Consider the following 22,366-nt stretch of genomic DNA (forward strand, 5'->3'; position numbering starts at 1 on the left):
CACGTCGTCTCACCCCGGTCACGTGAGGGCGCGGCCTCAGTGGGTGCTCAGGCTCCCAAGCATGGCCTTGGTCTGGGCGGGCGCCCTGCCGAAGGTGCGCCGGTACGCGCGGCTGAAGGTCCCGACATCGTTGAACCCGCTGGAGAAGGCCGACTCGGCCACGCCGGCCCCCTGGGTCAGAAGCAGGTGACCCCGCTCGAGCCGGGCCCGGCGGATCTCCTGAGCCGGTGAGGTGTTCGCCTGCGCGAACAGGGTCTGCAGAGTTCGCAGCGAGACACCGGCCCGCACGGCCACGCGGTCGGGGGTCAGCGTCGGATCCTGGCAGTGAGACTCGATGTAGCTCCTGATCTCGGCGAAGCTGCGGCTGGACTCGGCGTCCAGCCGGGCCCCCGTCGAGACCGGCGACCCGGCGGAACCCCGGGACTGGCGCGGGGTGAAGGTGAGCAGCCTGTGGTCGGAGTCCTCGAGCGCCCGGAGCCTCCAGCGCACCCGCAGCGGGCGGCCGCGACGGTCGATGAACTCCTCCGCGTGGCTGTGGCTCACCGTTCCGGGAGCGGTCACGATCGGGCAGGCCTCCCGCGGGTAGGGCGACCCGTCGGCGTGGCGCGGGTGCAGCGCCTCGTGGCTGCAGCGGCCCACCAGCGTGCTGCCCTGGCTATAGCCGAGCACGGTGGCCGCGGCCTCGTTGACCAGTGCGACCGACCCGTCGGGCTCGATGAGCCAGAGCGGAGTGGGGGCTGCGTCAATGAGGGAGCGCAGGACTCCCTCGCCGTCGAAGGTCATCGTGAAGAGCATCTCCTTCCGGCGCCGGGACCGTTGTTCCACAATTTTAGGACCACGCTGTTTCCCTCAAGAGGCCCGAATATTTCAGCCGGGTTAAACCATTGCCGTTTGCGCGAATCGTCGGATGATCCGCGCAGATCGCCTTGTTGGCCGGTTCCGCACCGACCTAGGTTCGGAATCGCGCCGGGACCATTCCGGGCTGGCGCCGTCGAAACGAGGAGGACCAGACACGTGGAGCCGTTCATCAGCAAGAGAGAAGCCGCCGAGCACATTCGGGTGGCCCGCCACCGGGCAGGAATCACCTGGGCGCAGATTGCCGAACAGCTGGGGGTGGCCAAGGAATGGAGCACCGCCGCCCTGCTCGGCAGCCACCCCATGACCGCCGCCCAGGCCAGGTTGGTGCAGGAGCTGCTGAGCCTGGACGACACCGTCGCAGAGGCCCTGCAGATGCAGCCCTACCGGGGACCTCTGAGTGAGGACGTGCTGGCGGATCCGACCATCTATCGCTTTCAGGAGGCCGTCATGGTCTACGGCCCCACGATCAAGGAACTGATCCATGAGGAGTTCGGCGACGGGATCATGAGCGCCATCAACTTCCAGCTCGACGTCGCACGCCGCACCGACCCCGAGGGAGACCGCGTCGTCGTGACCTTGGACGGCAAGTTCCTCGACTACAAGTGGTGACCGTGGGACACCGCCACCTCTCCCGGCGCAACCTGCTCGGCCTCGGCGGCGGGGCCCTCGGAGCGAGCCTGCTCGCCGGCTGCACCCCCACCGGGGGCGCCCCGAACACCAACCCGCTGGGAATCGATTTCAGCGCGGCACTGGAGCCCGCCGGGGACCTTGAGGTCCGCGACGTCACGCTGGGCTTCGTGCCGATCACGTGTTCCTCCCCGATCATCAACGCCGCCGCGATGGGGATCTTCGAGCAGTATGGGCTCAATGTGACGCTGCAGCGCTACACCGGGTGGGGTGAGCTGTGGATCGCTTATGTCGCCGGAGAGCTCGACGCCACTCAGATGCTCAGCCCGATGCCGCTGGGCATCCATCACAACTTCGCCGCCGGTCAGCGGGATTCTCGGATGCCCTACATCACCAATATCAACGGGCAGGCGATCACGCTGGGCACCGCGCACATGGATCGGGTGCGCGGCGCGGAGGACTTCCGCGGCCTGACCATTGCGGTGCCCTTCGACTACTCCGGGCATAACCTGCTGCTGCGGGACTACCTCGCCCTGGGCGGTCTGGACCCGGACTACGACGTCGGCATCCAGGTGATGCGCCCCTCGGACATGGTCGCCTCGCTCAACGTCGGCGACATCGATGGCTTCCTCGCCCCGGATCCGTTCAACCAGCGCGCCGTCGCCCTCGGAGCCGGCTACCTGCACATGCTCTCCAAGGACCTCTGGGACGGGCACCCCTGCTGCAGCTTCACCGTGGCCGATGAATTCGCCTCCGCGTATCCGAACACCTACACCACGCTGCTGCGAGCCATCGGAGACTCCGCCATGTGGACCGACAGGAAGGAGAATCGCGCCACCGCGGCAGAGACCATGGCGGGGCGGGCATTCCTCAGCCAGGACCCGGCGGTCATCGCTGCGGTGCTCACCGGCGAGTTCGAGGACGGCACAGGCGCCACCCAGTCCGTGGAAGACCGCATCGGCTTCCGCCCCTACCCCCACGAGTCCTACGCGATCTGGGCGCTGACCCAGCTCCAGCGCTGGGACCTCGCCCCCAGGGCCGGCTATGACTCCGCGGCGGACTACCAGTCTGCGGTGCGCCAGGTCCTGGACCCCGACGTCGCGACCCCGATCCTGGAGGCGCTCGGCGCCGACACCACCCCACGGGAGACCGAGACCATCATCGGGCGCAGATTCGACCCGGCGGACCCATTGCCCTGGACCGAGAAACAGGTGAACCTATGAGCACCCAGACCACTCAGCCCGCTGAGACCACCGACGCCACCGGTGCGGCGCAGCATCCGCACACCAACACCGCCCCGGAGGCGCTGCAGCGGCGGGCGAAGGCCCAGCGCACCCGGGACCGGATCCAGACCACCGGACTCTTCGTGATCTTCTTCCTCGGGTTCATCGGCATCTGGCACCTGGCCACCGTGGGTCTCGACGACGGCGGCCTGGCCCCCACTCCCGGGGCCACCTGGGACCGACTGCTGGAGATGCTCGGCACGGCCTTCCTGCTGGATGGGCCCAACAATGTGGGCATCTTCTACCACCTGCTCGCCTCCATCCAGCGGGTGCTCCTGGGCTTCGGCCTGGCCGCGCTCATCGCCGTCCCGCTGGGGCTGCTGCTGGGAACCTCGCGGGTGATCCACGATGGCATGGACCCGTTCATCCAGATCCTGCGCCCGGTCTCACCCCTGGCCTGGCTACCGCTGGGCCTGGCGCTGCTGCGGGATTCGCAGATGACCGCGATCTTCGTGATCTTCATGGCCGCGCTCTGGCCGATCCTGGTCTCGACCATCGACGGGGTGCGCCGGGTCAACCCGCTGTTCCTGGATCTGGCGAAATCCCTGGAGACCGACACCAGGACCCGGGTGTTCAAGGTGTTGCTCCCGGCCACGCTGCCCGCCATCGTGACGGGTCTGCGCACCGCGCTCTCCACGGCCTGGCTGGTGATCGTGGCGGCCGAGATGATCGTCGGCGGCCGCGGGATGGGGCACTTCGTCTGGAACGAATGGAACGCGCTGAACACCCCCAGCATCGTGGTGGCGATCGTGATCATCGGCGGCGTCGGCTTCCTGCTGGACCGTTCGATCGCCCAGCTGCAGCGCCTGGTCCCGAAATCCTGAGCGTCCCTCCCGGGGCACCTGAGCCTGCGCCACCCACCCCTGAGACCCAAGCCTGAGAAACCAGGAGACACAGACATGACCGCCGAAACTCTGACCGCAGCGCACACCAGCTCCGAACCGGTGGTGAAGCTCGAGGGCATCACCAAGGGGTTCCCCGATCGAAAGAAGGGCTTCCAGCGGATCGTCGGCACCACCGACGTCGATATCGACGAAGGCGAGTTCATCACCATCATCGGCCCCTCGGGCTGTGGGAAGTCCACCATCCTGAAGATGATCGCCGGCCTGGAATCCGTCGATGAGGGCAGCATCTCACTGGCCGGGAGGCCGATCACCGCACCGAGCCGGGAACTGGGCATCGTGTTCCAGCAGCACGTGCTGCTGCCTTGGATGTCCGCCCGACAGAACGTGATCTTCGCGCTGGAGACCGATCCGCACCAGAAGCGCAGCAAGCAGGAACTCGAGTCGCTGGCCGATGAATACCTGGAGCTGGTGAACCTCTCCCACGCCGCAGACCGGCGGCCCACCCAGCTCTCCGGCGGCATGCAGCAACGCGTGGGAATCGCCCGGGCCTTCGCACTGGAGCCCAAGGTGATGCTGCTCGACGAGCCTCTCGGCGCGCTGGATGCGCTCACCCGGCACGAGCTGCAGCTTCAGCTGCTGCAGCTGTGTGAACAGCAGAAGCGCACCTTCATCATGGTCACCCACGACGTGGACGAGGCGCTGCTGCTCTCCGACCGGATTCTGGTGATGGGGGCCGGGCCGAATGCGCAGATCGTCCACGACATGAAGGTCCCGTTCCCCCGGCCGCGTGATGTGGAGAACCTGGAGCAGGACCCGAAGTATCACGAGCTGCGCAGCTTCCTGCTGAACTCGCTCACCGGGCACTGAGCCGGACCCTTGGCGCGAGGGCAGCGCCGGCTGAGCTTCACGGCAGATGGCCTGATCCTCGATCTCTGGAGAATCCCATCCAGAGTGCGAGTCGCTCCGAACATGGACCGGAGCCCCTCCCCCAGTGAAGCGGGCTCACCGTTCGAGTCCGCAACTCAGAGGAGCCCGTCATGACCACCATCGCCGCCCACGCTGCCGCCGCTGAAGCCCCGACCCACCAGCGCACCTCGTTCCAGGCCCTCGCAGCCGCAGGTCTGCTGGCGCTCGCCGCCCTGGTCGTGATGGCCGGCAACGGCGCCCTGCTGGACTACGCCACGGCTGGACTCACCTTGATCAACGGCCCGCTGATCGAGGGCCCGCTGCTGAACCTGGGCGACACGCTCACCGATCTGCAGATCGGCCAGTTCCAGCAGTAAGCGGTCTGCGCGCCCCTGCGGGCGCGCAGAGCCAGACCTCTATCACCCAGTCTTCAAGGAGCATCACCCATGGTCGACCCCGCGCTGCCCACATCTGATTCCTCGTCTGGCTCACCTCTCGAGCTGACGCCGGCGCAGCGCGGCATCTGGTACGCCCAGCAGCTCGACCCGGAGAACGCGACCTATCAGATCGGCCAGTACCTCGAACTGGACGGGGCTGTGGACACCAAGGTCATGAGCCTGGCCTGGACGAAGGTGATTCGGGACATCGATTCACTCTCCATGCGCTTCTCCGAGGACGCCAAGGGCCCCCACGCCACGCTCCAGAGGCCCGCCCCTGAGGCGGATCTGCTCACGATCGTGGACCTCTCCGGAATCTCGGACTCCGAACAGGCCCGGGCGGAGGCACGTCGACGCATCGATCAGGAGATGGAGACGGCACGGGCGCTCGACTCCGCCGATCTCTGCGCCGCGGTGCTCTTCCGGCTACCCGAGGGCCGAAGCTGGCTGTTCCAGCGCGTCCACCACATCATGCTGGACGGCTACTCCGCGGTGATCGCGCTGCACTACCTCGCGCGCGTCTACTCCGCGCTCACTGCCCGCATCCCGAACGGCCTGGTCCGCGGCCCCGTGGCGAAGGTGCTCGCGAAGGTCGCCGCCCGGAAGGACTCCCCCTTCCCCAGTCATCAGGACCTGCTGACCGATCTGCACGACTACACCACCTCCGATCAGCACACCGAGGACCAGGCGTTCTGGCAGACCCAGGTGCAGCGCGAGTCCTCGGTCGAGGGCCTGGAAGGCACGCCCAGCGGTCCGGCCCACCGGGTGGTCCGCGTGACCCTTCCGCTGGATCCGGCGCAGACGGATCTGCTCCGCGGACTCGGCCGGGATGTGCCGAAGACCCTTGTGGGCATCATCAGCATCTACCTCGCCCGAGTCACCGGCCAGGACCAGGTCTCGGTGGGACTGCCCGTGACCGCTCGCCGCGGACGGGTGGCGAAGTCGACGCCGTCGATGCTCTCCAACATCCTCCCGCTGCAGATGGACATCACCCCGAACGCCGAGATCACCGGGATCATCGGATCCGCCGGTGACACGGTCCGCGCCGCGGTGCGACACCAGCGCTTCCGGGTCGAGACCCTTCCCGGCGCCTCGGGCATGGCGGGACCCTCGGTGAACCTGCTGCCCGTGGTCGCGGACCTGAAGTTCGGCAGCACCACGGGCAAGGTGCATATCCTCTCCACCGGCCCGGTGCACGATCTCTCCTTCGTGATCTCCGGGATCGACAGCCAGGCCGCCACTCCGACCCTCCAGCTGGAGGGTGACGCGGAGCTGCACACCGTGGAGACGTTGCAGGAGCACGGTGAGCGCCTGCGTTCACTGATCACCACGGGGCTGACCGCGGAGCCCGGCACCACGGTGGGGCAGCTCCCGCTCACCGCAGGTCCGGAGACCGCCGACCTGCTGAACCACGGCCAGGGTCCGGACCGCTCGATCACCGCGGAGACCGCGCTGCAGGCCTTCGCCGCCGCGGCCGCTGCGCATCCCGAGGCGCTCGCCGTCGTGGCCGACGACGGATCCCTGGACTTCCGAACGCTCCATGCGGACTCCACACGTCTGGCCCACCACCTGCGTCACCGGGGAGTCGGACCGGGGCAGCTGGTGGCCGTGCGGATCGAGCGCAGCGTGAACCTGCCGCTGCTGGTGCTGGCCGTGCTCAAGTCGGGGGCCGCCTACGTGCCGCTGGACCCGGAGTACCCGATCGACCGGGTCAAGGGGATGATCGTCGATTCTGCCCCGGCGATGCTGCTCACCAGCCGGGCTCAGGCGGAGTCCGATCGAGCCGCCGGTGCCGACTGGGATCTGCCGACCATGGCGGTCGACGCCGATACCGAACAGTCCTGGCGCCGGGCGACCGAGGACCCCAGCACGCTTCCGCTGGTGTCCCAGCATGATCTCGCCTACGTGGTGTTCACCTCGGGCAGCACCGGGCGCCCCAAGGGAGTGGGTGTGGAGCGGCTCGCGCTGCGCAACCTGTTCCAGGAGCACCGGGATGAGCTCTTCGACCCCACCCAGGAGCGGCTCGGTCGGCGCGCCCGGGTCGCCCACACTGCCGGCCTGTCCTTCGACGCGGCCTGGGATCCGTTGCTGTGGCTCTTCGCCGGCCACGAGCTGCACATGGTCGGCGACGAGGACCGCCGTGACCCGCAGCGCCTGGCGCAGCTGCTCAGCGAGCGCGAGATCGACTCCATCGAGACCACTCCCTCCTTCGCGGAGGCGCTGCTGGGCACCGGACTCTTTGATGGCAGCGGCAGCTTCGCCGCAGGGAGCCACCCGAGTGTGATCGCCGTCGGCGGCGAGGAGGTGGGCCCCGACCTGTGGGACCGTCTGGCCGCGCTGGACGGAGTCCTCGCCGTGAACCTCTACGGACCCACCGAGACCACGGTGGACAGCCTGGTGGCGCCGATCACCGCAGACACCCAGCCGCACATCGGCGGATCCGTGCGCAACAGTCGCCACTACATCCTGGACGGCGCGCTCCAGCCCGTCCCGCACCGCGCCGTGGGAGAGCTCTACCTCGCGGGCACCAACGTGGCCCGGGGCTATGTGGGGCAGCCGGGGATGAGCTCCGCCCGCTTCGTGGCGGATCCCTTCGCCGCCGATGGATCCCGGATGTACCGCACCGGAGATGTGGTCCGGCGTCGCAGCGATGGTTCGCTGCGCTTCCTGGGCCGGATGGACGATCAGGTGAAGATCCGCGGCTACCGGGTCGAGCTCAGCGAGATCGAAGCCGCCCTGCGGAGCCAGCCAGGGATCGCCCAGGCGGCGGCACTGATCCACGGGGAGGGACCCGCCGCCCGACTCACCGGATACGTCGCCGGCGCAGGAGCCGCGGGAGGCGACGCCGCCCCGGACGGCCACGCCATGCGGGATCAGCTTCGCGCGACGCTGCCGGACTATATGGTGCCCAGCGTCATCATGGTCTTAGACGGCTTCCCGCTGACCCCGAACGGCAAGCTCGATCGCAAGGCGCTGCCCAGCCCGCAGGCCACGGCCGCGGCAAGTTCACAGCGTCCCCGCACCGCCATGCAGCGGCGCGTGGCCGAGGCGTTCGCCGAGGTGCTGCACCTCGAGGTCGCAGGCATCGGAATGGACGAGGACTTCTTCGCCGCCGGGGGCCACTCTCTGCTGGCCACCGCGCTGGCCTCGGTGCTCTCCACCCCGGCCGAGTCTCACATCACGGTCAGGGACGTGTTCGAGCGTCCCACCGTGGCCGGCCTCGCGGAACGGCTCCAGCAGGGCGAATCGGCGGGCGGACCCGCCCCGCTGCACCGCATGGCGCACCCCGAGACGCTGCCGGTCTCACTGACCCAGCGCCGGCTCTGGTTCCTCAACCAGCTGGAACCGGCCTCCGCGGCCTACAACATCCCGGTGGTGCTGCGACTGAAGGGCCAGGTCGAGACCCAAGCCCTGCGTGACGCGTTCTCCGACGTCGCGGCCAAGCATGAGCCGCTGCGCACGGTGTTTCCGCTGCGCGAGGGGGAACCGGTGCAGGAGGTGCTCGACGGTGAGGCGGCACGACCCAGCTTCTTGGCGGTCTCTGTTCCGGCGGAGCGCGTCGATCACGTGGTGGCCCAGGAAGCCCGGCGCCCGTTCGACATCACGCGAGAGACCCCGCTGCGCGGGCTGCTGCTGAGCACCTCCGCCACGGACCACACCCTGGTGGCCGTGATGCATCACATCGCCTCCGACGGCTGGTCGCTGCGGCCCTTCGCCCAGGACCTCTCTCGCGCCTACGCCGCCCGGGCCAGAGGCGAGCACCCCGACCTGGGTGAGCTCGCCATCGAATACAGCGACTTCAGCCTGTGGCAGCGCGAACACCTCGGCGATCCCGCCGACGCCGGCAGTGAGGCACACCGCCAGGCGGAGTTCTGGCGGCGCGAACTCGAGGGCGCCCCCTCCGAGATCGCCCTGCCCCGAGACCGGGCACGAGGCGTCGCGTCGGAGGCGAACCTCGCCGCCGGTGTCCGGCAGCTCGACGCAGTGATCGATCCGGCCCAGCATGCTCGGCTGCGGCAGCTTGCCGCGGGCCACAGCGCCAGCCTGTTCATGGTGCTGCAGTCGGCTCTCGCCGTGACGCTGAAGCAGCACGGCGCCGGAGAGGACATCGTGGTGGGCACTCCGGTGGCCGGCCGCAGCGACCCAGCACTCGATGAACTGGTCGGGTTCTTCGTCAACACGCTCGTGCTGCGCACGCAGCTGCAGCAGGACCCGGAGCTGGGCGAGGTGCTGGACCGGGTGCGAGAGTCGAACACCCGGGCCTACGCCCATCAGGAACTGCCCTTCGATGCGGTGGTCGATGCGGTGAACCCTCCCCGCACCGCCGCGATGCACCCGATCTTCCAGGTGATGCTCACCCTGCAGAACACCGAGCCCGCGAAGGTGGAGCTCGACGGCGTGGAGATCACGGTGCCCGCCCAGATGACCAGCGCCGGGGTCAAGACGGACCTGATGCTCGATGTCAGCGCACCTGCGGGCGATGCTGGACCGCTGCACCTCGCCCTGGCCTACGACGCGGCGCTGTTCTCTGCCGCGAGCGCCCAGCGCGTCCTGGACACGATGCTCCGCGGACTGCACACCATGGTCGAGGCCCCTCAGACGCGTCTCTCGGGTCTCACCGCTGTGGACGAGGACACCCGTGACTGGCTCGAACGGCACAGCATCGCGCCGACGCTTCCGAGCACCGGCACGATCCTGGACGCGCTCGAGCAGACCTCCCGGCACCACCCCGGCTCGGCTGCCCTGCAGGACTCCACCCGGTCCATGACCTTCGCGGAGCTGCTCGAGGGCGTGGAGACCATCGCTGCGAACCTGCACCATGCGGGGGTTCGCCCCGGTGACCCGGTGCTGCTAGCCCTGCCGCGCAGCGTCGAGGCGCTCAGCGCCCTGCTGGGCGTCATCCGCGCCGGGGCCATCGCGGTTCCCGTGGACGTGAGCTACCCGGTCGGCAGGATCGCACAGATCGCTGCCAGCGCCGCACCCCGCGCCGCGATCCTGCTCGAGAGCCCAGATTTCGCCGAGCTGGACCAGACGCTGCTGGAGCACAATCCGGAGATCCTGCGTCTGCGGCCTGCGGAGCTCTCCCGTGCCTCCGGGGCCGAGGTGCCATCGGCGCCCGGACCTGAGGCTGCGGCGTACCTGGTGCACACCTCCGGGACCACGGGCACCCCGAAGGGCGTGCAGGTGCCACATTCGGCATTGCGCAACGTCCTGGACCACCATCAGGACCGACTGATCGGCCCATGCCAGCAGAGGTGTGCGCCGGCGCTGCCGAAGATGCTGCACCTGAGCGGGCTGGGCTTCGACGCGGCCTGGGACCCGATCCTCTGGCTCGTCTCGGGAACCACCCTGCTGATCCCGGATGAGCAGCAGCGAGTGGACGCGGAGATCGTCGTCGGGCTGCTCGCCGGAACAGAGGCGCCCACCGCCTCCGAGGATCAGGCGCCGAGCGGCTTGAGCTCGGAAGGGGTCGACGTGGTCGAGACCACGCCGTCCTACGCCCAGCAGCTTCTCGCGCTGGGGCTTCTGGAGGCTCTCGAGGCGCAGGATCAGACGCTGACCCTGGCGCTCGGCGGCGAGGCCGTCTCCGCGTCGCTCTGGCGAGCCGTGGCCGAGTCGCCCCGGCTCGAGGGCTGGAACCTCTACGGTCCCAGCGAGTTCACCGTGGACTCGGTGCTGACCCCCATCACGGGGCTGGAACCCCATATCGGGCGGCCGATCCCCAACCTCACCGCCCGGGTGCTGGACGCCTCGCTGGCCCTGGTCCCGCCTGGGGTAGAAGGCGACCTGTACCTCTCCGGCATCTCGGAGGCACACGGCTATCGAGGACGCCCGGCGGAGACCGCCTCGGCGTTCGTCGCCGACCCCTGGACCGCCGGCGGACGGATGTACCGCACCGGAGACGTGGTGCGCCGCAGGCCGGACGGCACCCTGCAGTTCCTGCGCCGGGACGATGACCAGGTGAAGATCCGGGGGCACCGGATCGAGGTGGCCGAGGTGGAATCGGTCCTCGGAGCGCTGGAGGGCGTCGGGTCCGCCGTCGTGCGGGTCGTGACCCCCGGCGCCGCCGATACCGCGCAGCTCGCGGCCTGGCTGGTCACCTCGCGGGATGCCGAGGACATCCGGTCCGCCGCCTCCCGGCTGCTGCCGGAGTACATGGTCCCCACCCGGATCATCGGGGTCAGCGAGATCCCACTGACCTCCCACGGCAAGGTCGACGTCGCGGCGCTCCCGGAGCCCCAGGTCACCGGCGGTGCCAGGCAGCCCAAGACGGAACAGGAGCAGGCGGTCTGCGAGGTCATGGGCGAGGTGCTCGGAGCCTCGAACGTCGGGCTCGACGACGACTTCTTCGCGCTCGGCGGGCACTCGCTGCTGGCGGTCTCGCTGGTCGGAAGGCTCGAACAGCAGCTCGGCATGTCGATTCCGCTGCGGACGGTCTTCGAGGCCGGGACTCCCGCCGAACTGCTGCGCGCCGCGGCACGCTCGGTGGAGCCTGCCCTCGAGGCGCCCTTGGAAGGCACGACCAGCTCCACCTCGACGACACCGCTGAACGCGCCGGTGAGCACCCCGTTGAACACCCCACTGAAGACCTGGGTGAAGGAGCATCCCCGGGTCGACGATGCCGAACTGCCGCTGACCGCTGGTCAGTCCCGGCTGTGGTTCCTCAATCAGCTGGATCCCTCCTCCGCCGAGTACAACGTCGTGCTTCACGTCGAGCTGCGCGGAGACCTGGACGCCACGGCGATGAGCGGGGCCATCGACGATCTGGTCGCCCGGCATGAGGTGCTGCGCACCCGCTTCCCGGCACAGGGCGCGGCACCAGAGTCCGCGCCGGGCACACCGGGCGCCGACGCCGAGTCACGACCGGTGCAGCTGGTGCATGAACCGAGGCCGGGGGTGCTCGGCAGCCAGCCGCTGGACATCTCCGCCGGGTTCGACCTGAGCAAGGAACAGCCGCTGCGCGCTGCCCTGGTGCCGATCGATGATCACGAGACGGGTGAGGACTCCCGGGCCTGGCGCCTGGAACTGGTCCTGCACCACATCGCCACCGACGGCGCCTCACTGGCACCTCTGGTGCGCGATCTCGCCGCCTCCTACACCGCACGGGCCTGCGGAGGCACTGCCCTGCGCCGCCCGCTTGCGGTGCAGTTCGGTGATGTCGCCCGCCGTGAAGCACACCTGCAGGAGCAGATCCGGCGTCGCGGCGAAGAGGACCCCGCGCTGCGGCGCTGGGTCCAGCGCCTGGACTCGGCACCCACCGAACTGGCGCTGCCCACGGATGGCGAACGTGCCCCGAGCGCCAGCCAGCCGGCCGGCATGCTCAGCTTCACCATTCCGGCGGAACTCGCCGCGAAGCTCAACACCCTCTCCGCCGCCCAGTCCGCCAGCAGCTTCCACGGCTGGCTCGCCGGGCTCGGCGGCTACCTGCGCCGGATCGGCGCCGGTGAGGACGTGGTCATCGGGTCCCCCTCGGCGGGTCGCACAGACCCGGATGTCGAGGACCTGATCGGCTTCTTCGTGAACACCCTGCCGCTGCGCCTGGACCTCTCCGATGAGTCGCTGAGCTTCGCCGGCGCGGTGCGGATGGCACGGCAGCAGACGCTGACCGCGCTCGAGGACGAACACGTGCCCTTCGAGCAGATCGTGGAACAGGTGCGACCGCAGCGCCAGCTCGGACGCCACCCGCTGTTCCAGACCATGCTCTCGGTGGAGCAGCCCACGGACCTCAGCCTGGAGCTGCCGAATGTGACGGCGACCCCGCTGGACCCCGGTACCACGGGCAGCGCCAAGGTGGACCTCTCGTTCACACTGCGCCCACGGCCCGGACAGGACGCGGCGGTGGATGCGGTGCTGGAGTTCAACGCCTCGCTGTTCTCCCAGCGCGCCGCCGACGCCCTGGTCCAGGGATGGATGCAGTTCCTCCACGAGGCCGGACAGGCCCCGGAGCGGCCGCTCATGGACGCTGAGCTCGCGGGGACCGCCACTGCGCTGAGCCCCTGGCCGGTCGACGCCGGTGCGACAGGGGCAGAACCGGTCACCGTGCTCGAGGCCTTCGCCGAGGCCGTGCGCCGCCAGCCGGCCCAGCCGGCCCTGGTTGCGGCCGGGGCAAGCCTGAGCTTCAGCGAGCTCGACGAACGGGCCCGGGCCATCGCGGCGGGCCTCACCGCCCAGGGGATCGGACCGGGAGACGTGGTCGCGCTCTGCCTGCCGCGTTCGGTGGACACCGTGGCCGGGCTGCTCGGCAGCTGGCGGGCCGGCGCCGTCGCAATGCCGATCGACACCACGCTGCCGGAGGCGCGGGTGGCCGCAATGCTCACCGCGGCGACACCCGCTGTGGTGCTGCACGCAGACGAGGCGGACACCGGGGACTCCACGCGAACCTCGGCGCAGCTGGCTCGGGCTGCGGCCGAGCAGGCCGAGCTGGGCCCGCAGCGGCTGCATGGAATGGGCTCGCTGCTGGCGGCCTCCTCCGCGCTCGGAGGCCCCGCCTCTGAGCAGGACTCCCTCCCGGCCCCGGCGAGGCTCCGGGACCCGGCGTATCTCATCTTCACCTCAGGGACCACGGGTGTGCCCAAGGGCGTGCAGGTGCCGCACCGCGCGCTGGGCCACCTGCTGATGTCCCACCGCGCCACGCTGATGCCACAGGCTCAGCTGCAGCCGAAGCGGCTGGCACACACCACCGGGGTCGGCTTCGACGCCGCTATGGATCCGATCCTCTGGCTCGCCGACGGCCACGAGGTCCACCTGGTCGATGACACGACCCGGCGTGACCCGCAGGCCCTGGTGGGATATTTCCAGAAGCACCGGATCACCGCCTGGGAGACCACGCCGAGCTACGTCACGGCACTCACGGCCCACGCTGACCTGGGAGAACACCTCGACGCGAGCGGACCCGAGGATCCCTTCGTGCTGCTGCTCGGCGGGGAACCGGTGGACCCGGATCTGTGGGACTGGCTGCGTGAGCGCAGCGCCACCACCACCTCCTGGAACCTCTACGGACCCACCGAGGTGGGAGTGGATTCTCTGATCGCCGACCTCGCGGGTGACCCGCTCCCTGAACTGGGCGCTCCGACCTGCGGCTCGATCGCCTACGTGCTCGATGACCGGCTTCGCCCGGTCCCCGACGGTTCGGTGGGCGAGCTCTGGCTGGCCGGCGCGCAGCTGGCCGACGGCTACCGCGGCAGGTCCGCAGAGACCTCCAGCCGCTTCGTCGCTGATCCGTTCTCCACCACGGGGGCTCGGATGTACCGCACCGGCGACCTCGTCGTCGTCGAAGCCGGCCAGGACCGGACGCGTCCGCGCATCCGGTCCCTGGGACGGGCGGACAGCCAGGTGAAGATCCGCGGCTACCGCGTGGAACCCGCCGAGGTGGAGTCGCTGCTGCGCGGGATGCCCGAGGTCTCCCAGGCCGTGGTGCGCCCACGCGCCCTGGAGCGCGGGACCGAGCTGATGGCCTGGGTGACCCTTGACTCCGCTCCGGAGTCCGAGGCAGCTCCGACGGCGGAGCTGCAGGCCGAGCTGATGCGTCGGCTCCGGGCCGCGCTGCCGGGCTATATGGTCCCGGCGGCGATCAGCGGTCTCGACGCGATCCCGCTGACCCCCAACGGCAAGGTCGATGATCGTGCGCTGCCGATGCCAGAGGCGTCCGGGGCAGATCGCACCGGCCGAGCACCGCAGAACCCTGCGGAGCAGGCCGTGGCCGCCGCCTTCTCGGATGTCCTGGGCGCCGCGGAGGTGACGGCCGAGGACTCGTTCTTCGATCTGGGCGGTCACTCGTTCCTCGCCCAACCCGTGATCTCGGCGATCAACGCCGCGCTGGGCGCGGACCTGCCGGTCCAAGTGATTTTCCAGGCTCCGACCGTGGAAGGTCTGGCCGCCCTGGTGCAGTCCGGCGAGGCCGACGTGGCGCAGAGCCTGCGCGCGGTGCTTCCGCTGCGCCGCAACGGCACAGGCAGCCCGCTCTTCGCCGTACACCCGGGCAGCGGTCTGAGCTGGTCGTTCTCCTCACTGGTGACGCACCTGGACACCCGGCGGCCCATCCTGGGCCTGCAGATGCCAGGCATCGCCGCGGATGAGCCCACGCCCGACGAGCCGGCCACGATGCACGAGCTGATCAGCCAGTACGTGGAGGTGATCCTCAGCGAACAGCCCGAGGGCCCGTTCCATCTGGTGGGCTGGTCCTTCGGCGGTCGGCTGGCCCATGCCATCGCGGCGGCGCTGCAGGAGCGCGGACACGAGGTGGGCACGCTCGCGGTGCTCGATGCCTACCCCGCTGAGGAATCCACGGCCGGGATCACCGATGACCAGAGCCTCTGGCGCGCGTTCCTCGGCGCCCAGGGTGTGCAGGCCCCGGCCGATGAGCGGCTCTCCGCGGGTCGTGCCCGGGCCCTGCTGGGTGAGGCCGGGAGTCCGCTGGCCTCGGTGCCGGAGGAGACGATGCGGCGCAGCGCCACACGCTTCCGCACCATCGGGGGTCTCTTCGATCGCAGCCCGGTGCCGGTGTACCGCGGCGACCTGCACCTGGTGGAGGCCACGGTGGACGTCCCGGCGGACCGTCCTGCGCCCAGCGCCTGGGCGCCGCATGTCTCCGGAGAGGTCATCGTCGAACGTGCGGAGCTTCCGCACGAGCGGATGCTGGAGCCCGCCGGAGTCCGCGCGCTTGCCGCGGTGCTGCCTGCGCAGCTCACCGGGAGCGATGTCCCCGGCGGGTTGTAAAAAATTGCAGAAGACGACCATCTGATCACGGGCCGGTTACGAACTCCTCATGATGCCGCAAGAACCACTGCGGCGAGCGATGAGAAACCGACCCAGGAGTGCAGCGATGACCAACCCCTTTGACCGAGATGATGTGCAGTTCCGGGTAGTCATCAACGAGCTCGGCCAGCATTCGCTCTGGCCCGAGTTCGCCGATGTCCCCAGCGGCTGGGTGGCGGTCTTCGGGTCCGCCGCCCGCCAGGACTGCCTCGACTACGTCGAAGAGCACTGGGCGGACATCACCCCGGTGTTCGAGCGCGACCTGGCCGTGTCTTGATCTCGCTGCAGTCGATCACCAAGAGCTTCGGCAAGTTCCAGGCCCTGGCCGGCGTGGACCTGGAGGTCCCGGCGGGCACCGTCCAAGGACTGCTCGGACCCAACGGCGCGGGCAAGACGACGACGGTGCGCGTGCTGACCACGCTGCTGGAGCCCGACGGCGGTGACGCGTTCATCGCCGGGCACAGCGTGCGCACCGAGGGTGACGCCGCGCGCAGGAGCCTCGGGGTCTCCGGACAGTACGCCGCAGTGGACGATAAGCTCACCGGGCTCGAGAACCTCACCCTGGTCGGTCAGCTCTACGGCATGCGCCGCAAGGCCGCGAAGGCACGGGCGCATGAGCTGCTGGAGCATTTTCGGCTCGACGGCGTGCCCAAGGGTCAGCGTGCTGGTTCGTACTCCGGAGGGATGCGGCGTCGACTCGATCTCGCCGGCGCGCTGGTGGCACGGCCTCCTGTGGTGATCCTCGACGAGCCCACCACAGGGCTCGATCCCCGCGGCCGCCGCGACACCTGGGACGCCATCTCGGCACTCGCCGATGACGGCACCGCCGTGCTGCTGACCACCCAGTACCTCGAGGAGGCCGACGAGCTTGCGGACTCCATCGCGGTGATCGACGGCGGTCGCATCGTGGCCGAAGGCACCCCCGCGACGCTGAAGGCCCAGGCCGGCGGCGCTCGACTCGACATGAGCTTCGAACGCCCCGGCACGGTTCCGGCGGCTCGCGCCGCACTGAGCTCGATCGGCCTGGAGGTCAGCGCCGATGACTCCGCCCTGCGGCTCAGCGCGACCGCGCCCGGGCGGCAGGAGAGCCTGCGCGCGGCACTGGCCGCGCTGCGCGAGGCCGAGATCGAGGTCATCGAGGCCTCGCTGCGGCAGCCCACGCTGGACGACGTCTTCCTGCAGATCACCCAGAAGCCCGCGGGAGTCCGCTCGGGTCAGGACTCTGCTGAGGACCCGGCTGTGTCACCGACCGAGGCGCCTGCCGAGGACCCGGTCCCCGACAACGCCGCCGCCCGAGAGGAGGTCCGCTCATGAGTGTGATCACCGCAGTGCGCGATGGCGGAATCATCGCGCGCAGGAACTTCACCAATGTTCGACGGACCCCGGGAGCCCTGGTCACCGGTGTGGCGCAGCCGATCATCTTCGTGCTGATCATGGCCTTCGTCTTCGGCGGGGCTCTGGGCGGAGCTGACTACCGGGAGTTCCTGATCGGCGGGCTGCTCGCGCAGACGCTGACGTTCAACTCCTCCTTCACCGCGGTCTACCTGGCCAAGGATCTGCACCAGGGGATCGTGGACCGATTCCGGGTGCTGCCGATGTCGCGGGTCGGTGTCGTGCTGGGACGCACCTGGTCCGACCTGATCACCAGCGTGATCTCCACGGTGGTGCTGGTGCTCTGCGGACTGGCGATCGGCTGGCGGGCCACCACCGATCCGCTCACGATCACCCTGACCTTCCTGCTGCTGCTGCTCTACGCCTTCGCCATCGCCTGGGTGGGGGCCGTCGTCGCACTGACCGCGCGCAGCGTGGAGGTGGCGCAGAGCCTCGGGCTGCTCTGGCTGTTCCCGGTCTGCTTCATCTCCGGCGCCTTCGTCTCAGCGGACACGCTGCCGGGTCCGCTGCGTGGGATCGCGGAGTGGAATCCGGTCACCGCGATCGCCACCGCGGCCCGACAAGGCTTCGGCAACACCGCCCCGGCGCAGTTCGAGGTGGCCGGAGGCTGGCCGGCGGAGAACGCCGCGCTCTACGCCACGCTGTGCTGCCTGAGCATCATCGCCATCTTCGCCCCGATCGCGGTGACCCAGTACCGGCGCATCAGCCGGCGATGATCTCGGTCCTGCTGACCTCCAGCGCCGAGCTCGAGGCGCAGCTCCCCCGTCTGACGTCGGGGGCGCTCGGTGAGCTGGGTGAGGCCGCGGCCCCGGAGGATCATGCCGCCGCCTCGGCCAAGCGTGATCCCTTAGATCAGCGGCGAACGCTGACCGCGCGGGCGGCGCTGCGGCTGCTCGCCGCCGCTCACCGCGGGGACCGGCTGCAGGACGCGGCGCGGCTGGGAATCCGGCGCTCATGCCAGCAGTGCGGTGGACCGCATGGGCGCCCGGAGCTTCACGGGGTGAGTCTGAGCAGCTCGAGTTCGGCTCGGCATGTGCTCGCTGGAGCCGCAGCCCCGGGCCAGCAGGTCGGCGTGGACCTGGAAGCGATACCCGAGCGGCTCGCCCCCGGGTTCGCGGAGTACGCGTTGCACCGCGCGGAGCGCGCAGCCCTGCGCCGGCTCTCCCCCGATTCAAGAACCCGGTCCTTGATAGAGAGCTGGGTGCTGAAGGAAGCCGTGCTCAAGGCCGCCGGGGTGGGGCTGAATCATCCCCCGGCGGAGCTGCTGCTCGGCGACCAGAATCTCGGGTCCCGGGATCCCGGGACGCGTTGGCACGGCCACGCCGGCCCGGAGCGGCTGCGCTGGGCGCCCGTCGCCGAGACCCCGGACGCTCGGGTCCAGGGTCTCTGGGGGTGCCTGATTCCCGCGCCGCCGGGCTACGCCGCGGCAGTCGCCGCGCGCACCCCCGAGGAGATCACCGACATCACGACCTCCTGGGGCGCGTGAGGTCGGAGACCCCTCCGGTGCGGCGGGTATTCTACGACCCGGCTACTCGACGACGACGAGCAGATCCCCGCCGTCGACCTGCCGCACGCCGCTGATCACGGCCCGGGTCACGGTGCCCGCGACGTGGGTGGTGATCCCGGCCTCCATCTTCATCGCCTCGATGGTGGCCACGTTCTGACCGGCCTCCACGGTGTCACCCTCCTGAACCGTGAGCGAGACCGCTCCGGCGAAGGGCGCGGCCACGTGACCGGCCTTGGAGGTGTCGGCCTTCTCCGCGATGGCCACGGAGGCCTCCACCGAGTCATCCCGGGCGCCCACCTGGCGGGCCTGACCGTTGAGCGTGCACATCACGGTCCGCATCCCCTTGGGGTCAGGGTCTGAGACGGTCTGCAGCGTGACCAACAGGCGCACACCCTTGCCGAGGGAGATGACGTGCTCGTACCCGGTGCGCATCCCGTAGAGGAAGTCCCGGGTATGGAGCACCTGGACGTCGCCGTACTTCTCCCGAGCCGCCTCGAAGTCCTTGGTCGGTCCCGGGAATAGCAGCCGGTTCAGCGTGCGACGCCGCTCGGCGGCGTCGGCGGAGCGCAGGGCTGCGGAGTCTTCTTCGCTGAGCTCCTGGTCCAGGGGCTTGACCGTGCGGCCCTGAAGCGCCTTGGAGCGGAACGGCTCGGGCCAGCCGCCTGGCGGGTCCCCGAGCTGACCGGCGAGGAACTGGATCACCGAATCGGGCAGGTCGAAGCTCTGCGGATTCGCCTCGAACTCCTGCGGGTCCACGTCCATCCCGACCAGCTGCAGCGCCAGGTCCCCGACCACCTTCGAGGACGGGGTGACCTTCACCAGCCGACCCAGCATGGTGTCGGCCGCGTGGTACATGTCCTCGATTGATTCGAACCGCTCCCCCAGGCCCAGTGCGATGGCCTGCTGGCGCAGGTTCGAGAGCTGCCCTCCTGGGATCTCGTGCCGGTAGACCCGGCCGGTGGGGCTGGTCAGCCCGGACTCGAAGGGCCGGTAGATCGAGCGCACGGCCTCCCAGTAGGGCTCCATGGACGCCACTGCTTCCAGGCCCAGACCGGTGTCGCGTTCGGTGTGCTCCAGTGCCGCGACCAGCGCGGAGGCCGGCGGCTGGGAGGTGGTCGCCGCCATCGAGGCCACGGCGACGTCGACGGCGTCGACTCCGGCTTCGGCGGCGGCCAGCAGGGTCCCCAGCTGGCCCCCGGCGGTGTCGTGGGTGTGCAGGTGCATCGGCACCTCGAAGCGTTCTCGCAGAGCGGTGACCAGGGTCTTTGCGGCCGAGGGGCGCAGGAGTCCGGCCATGTCCTTGATCGCGAGGATATGGGCCCCGGCGTCGACCATCTGCTGGGCCAGGTCGAGGTAGTAGTCCAGCGTGTAGAGGTCCTCGGCCGGGTCGGAGAGGTTGCCGGTGTAGCAGATGGCGGCCTCGGCCACGGCGGTGCCGGTCTTGCGGACCGCCTCGATGGCCGGCACGATCTGGTTCACGTCGTTCAGCGCGTCGAAGATCCGGAAGATGTCCACCCCGGTGGCGGCGGCCTCGGCCACGAAGGCGTCGGTGACCTCCAGCGGGTAGGGGGTGTAGCCCACGGTGTTGCGGCCACGCAGCAGCATCTGGATCGGGATGTTCGGCAGCTCCGCGCGCAGCAGGCGCAGCCGGTCCCAAGGGTCCTCGGTGAGGAAGCGCAGCGCGACGTCGTAGGTGGCGCCGCCCCAGGCCTCCACCGAGAACAGCCCGGGAGTCACGTGGGCGACGGCGGGCGCGGCGGCCAGCAGGTCACGGGTGCGCACCCGGGTGGCCAGCAGGGACTGGTGGGCGTCGCGGAAGGTGGTGTCGGTGACGGCCAGCGCAGTCTGCTCGCGAAGCTTCTTGGCGAAACCCTCGGGGCCCTCGGTGAGCAGCACCTGGCGCCAGCCCTCGGGCTTGGGGTGATCCGAGGGCCCGTCGAAGGGGCTGCGGTCGGGTTCGTCGTGCTTGTCTCCGGGGAAGTGCGGGAGCTTGTCCCGCGGGTCGATGCCCTCCACGCGGGGCCCGTGCGGCTGGTTCACGGTGATGTCTGCCAGATACTGCAGCGCCTTGGAGCCGCGATCCTGGGACCGGTTGATCTTGGCCAGCTCGGGGTGGGCGTCGATGAAGTCGGTGGCCACGTCTCCGGCGAGGAACTCTTTGGAGTCCAGCACGTTGAGCAGGAACGGGATGTTGGTGGCCACTCCGCGGATCCGGAACTCGGAGAGCGCGCGGCGGGCCCGGGCGATGGCGGTCTGATGGTTGCGACCGCGGGCGGTGAGCTTGACCAGCATCGAGTCGAAGTGCGGGCTGATCTCAGCCCCGGCGTAGACGGTGCCGCCGTCGAGCCGGATGCCGGAGCCGCCGGCGGAGCGGTAGACGGTGACGGTGCCGATGTCGGGGCGGAACTCGTTGGCCGGGTCCTCGGTGGTGATCCGGCACTGCATCGCGGAGCCGCGCACGCGCAGGTCCTCCTGGCGGATGTCGAGGTCCTCGAGGGTCTCACCTGCGGAGATGCGCATCTGTGCGGAGACCAGGTCGATGTCGGTGATCTCTTCGGTGACCGTGTGCTCGACCTGGATGCGCGGGTTCATCTCGATGAACACGTGCTCGCCCGCGCGCTCCCCGACGGTGTCGACCAGGAACTCCACGGTGCCGGCGTTGCGGTAGTTCATGGCCTTGGCGAAGGCCACGGCGTCGCGGTGCAGCGCCTGGCGGATCTCCTCGTCCAGGTGCGGGGCCGGGGCGATCTCCACGACCTTCTGGTAGCGGCGCTGCAGCGAGCAGTCGCGCTCGAAGAGGTGGACCACATTGCCCTCGCCGTCGGCGAGGATCTGGACCTCGATGTGCCGGGGGCGCAGCACGGCCTGTTCCAGGAAGACCGTGGGGTTCCCGAACGCGGTCTCGGCCTCATGCATGGCCGAGCGCAGGGATTCGGCGAGGTCTTCACGCTTGTCCACCCGGCGCATGCCGCGACCGCCGCCGCCGGCGACGGCCTTGACGAAGATCGGGAAGCCGATCTCCTCGGCGGCCCGGGTGAGCTCCTCGGTGTCCTTGGAGGGCTCGGAGCTCTGCAGCACCGGCACGCCCGCCTTCTTCGCGGCGCGCAGGGCCTTGACCTTGTCGCCGGTGGACTCCAGGACGTCGGCGGGCGGGCCGATGAAGGTGATCCCGGCGGCCTCGGCGGCGCGGGCCAGGTCGGGGTTCTCCGAGAGGAAGCCGTAGCCGGGGTAGATGGCGTCGGCGCCGGCGTCCTTGGCGACGCGGATGATCTCCTCGATGTTCAGGTAGGCGCGGACCGCGTGGCCCTCTTCGCCGATCCGGTAGGCCTCATCGGCCTTCTGGCGGTGAAAGGAGTTGCGGTCCTCATGGGGGTACACGGCGACGGTGCGCGCCCCAAGTTCGACGCCGGCACGGAACGCCCGAATGGCGATCTCCCCGCGGTTGGCGACCAGGATCTTCGAGAACATAGGTGCAATCTCCCTCAACTCATGGCGCCGCCACCTCATTGTGGCGGCGTTGGGGCGATCCTACCGGGTGGTGGGATTGGGGGACCCGGTCCGCCGTCTGGTGCGGTGAGTCCGGTGCGCGACGCATGGCCGCCTGGGTGAGCGTGAGCGTGAAGCCCAGCCGCTCCTGGGGCCGGGTGGCGCCGGTCAGCGGAACCCGTACCGTGCCGAAGGCGAGCATCGACTCGTCGTCCCACACCGCGCAGGTGTCCTCGCCGGATCCATTCCGTCGAGACGGTGCTTCAGCAG

At 69.8% G+C, this 22,366-nt stretch carries 13 protein-coding genes; 10 read left to right on the plus strand and 3 right to left on the minus strand.

The genetic code is table 11. The features are described from left to right. Positions 1-36 precede the first annotated feature (36 nt). The gene (locus I2487_RS06715; protein WP_207171377.1) at positions 37-795 is read right to left on the minus strand and encodes a helix-turn-helix domain-containing protein; all 759 of its coding nucleotides are present in this window, start codon (positions 793-795) and stop codon (positions 37-39) included. A 219-nt stretch (positions 796-1,014) separates the two neighbouring features. On the opposite strand from I2487_RS06715, the gene cynS reads away from it, so the two are divergent. The 10 genes from cynS to I2487_RS06765 all read left to right on the plus strand — a co-directional run bounded on the left by cynS (position 1,015) and on the right by I2487_RS06765 (position 18,589). Next, on the plus strand, positions 1,015-1,467 hold the full coding sequence (gene cynS / locus I2487_RS06720) for a cyanase (RefSeq protein WP_207171376.1): 453 nt from the start codon (positions 1,015-1,017) through the stop codon (positions 1,465-1,467). Then, a complete protein-coding gene (locus I2487_RS06725; protein WP_207171375.1) occupies positions 1,464-2,708 on the plus strand; it encodes an ABC transporter substrate-binding protein in 1,245 nt (414 codons plus the stop codon). The genes cynS and I2487_RS06725 overlap by 4 nt, the downstream gene beginning before the upstream one ends. After that, complete coding sequence (locus I2487_RS06730) at positions 2,705-3,592, plus strand: ABC transporter permease (RefSeq protein WP_207171374.1); 888 nt, start codon at positions 2,705-2,707, stop codon at positions 3,590-3,592. The genes I2487_RS06725 and I2487_RS06730 overlap by 4 nt, the downstream gene beginning before the upstream one ends. Positions 3,593-3,667: 75 nt before the next feature. Beyond that, positions 3,668-4,480, plus strand: a complete 813-nt coding sequence (locus tag I2487_RS06735; protein ID WP_207171373.1) for an ABC transporter ATP-binding protein — start codon at positions 3,668-3,670, stop codon at positions 4,478-4,480. Positions 4,481-4,650: 170 nt separating this feature from the next. Continuing rightward, on the plus strand, positions 4,651-4,896 hold the full coding sequence (locus I2487_RS06740) for a hypothetical protein (protein ID WP_207171372.1): 246 nt from the start codon (positions 4,651-4,653) through the stop codon (positions 4,894-4,896). Positions 4,897-4,965: 69 nt separating this feature from the next. Then, entirely contained in the window at positions 4,966-15,672 is a 10,707-nt protein-coding gene (locus I2487_RS06745) for a non-ribosomal peptide synthetase (RefSeq protein ID WP_207171371.1), read from the plus strand. A gap of 106 nt (positions 15,673-15,778) precedes the next feature. Beyond that, positions 15,779-15,988 carry an MbtH family protein gene (locus I2487_RS06750; RefSeq protein ID WP_207171370.1) on the plus strand — a complete coding sequence of 70 codons (210 nt, stop codon included), beginning with the start codon at positions 15,779-15,781 and terminating at the stop codon, positions 15,986-15,988. Then, complete coding sequence (locus I2487_RS06755) at positions 15,985-17,025, plus strand: ABC transporter ATP-binding protein (protein WP_207171369.1); 1,041 nt, start codon at positions 15,985-15,987, stop codon at positions 17,023-17,025. The genes I2487_RS06750 and I2487_RS06755 overlap by 4 nt, the downstream gene beginning before the upstream one ends. Then, complete coding sequence (locus tag I2487_RS06760; protein WP_207171368.1) at positions 17,022-17,819, plus strand: ABC transporter permease; 798 nt, start codon at positions 17,022-17,024, stop codon at positions 17,817-17,819. The genes I2487_RS06755 and I2487_RS06760 overlap by 4 nt, the downstream gene beginning before the upstream one ends. Next, positions 17,816-18,589: a 4'-phosphopantetheinyl transferase family protein gene (locus I2487_RS06765; protein ID WP_207171367.1), complete on the plus strand. Its 774-nt coding sequence runs from the start codon at positions 17,816-17,818 to the stop codon at positions 18,587-18,589. Before I2487_RS06760 ends, I2487_RS06765 begins: the two co-directional genes overlap by 4 nt. 42 nt (positions 18,590-18,631) lie before the next feature. Here the strand turns inward: I2487_RS06765 and I2487_RS06770 are convergent, their stop codons facing one another. After that, positions 18,632-22,078, minus strand: coding sequence for a pyruvate carboxylase (locus I2487_RS06770; protein WP_207171366.1), 3,447 nt, complete (start codon positions 22,076-22,078; stop codon positions 18,632-18,634). 19 nt (positions 22,079-22,097) lie between these two features. Next, complete coding sequence (locus tag I2487_RS06775) at positions 22,098-22,316, minus strand: hypothetical protein (protein ID WP_207171365.1); 219 nt, start codon at positions 22,314-22,316, stop codon at positions 22,098-22,100. Between the last annotated feature and the right edge of the window lie 50 nt (positions 22,317-22,366).

Origin of the sequence: Nesterenkonia sp. E16_10 (assembly GCF_017347085.1) — a bacterium.
Classification (GTDB): Bacteria; Actinomycetota; Actinomycetes; order Actinomycetales; family Micrococcaceae; genus Nesterenkonia.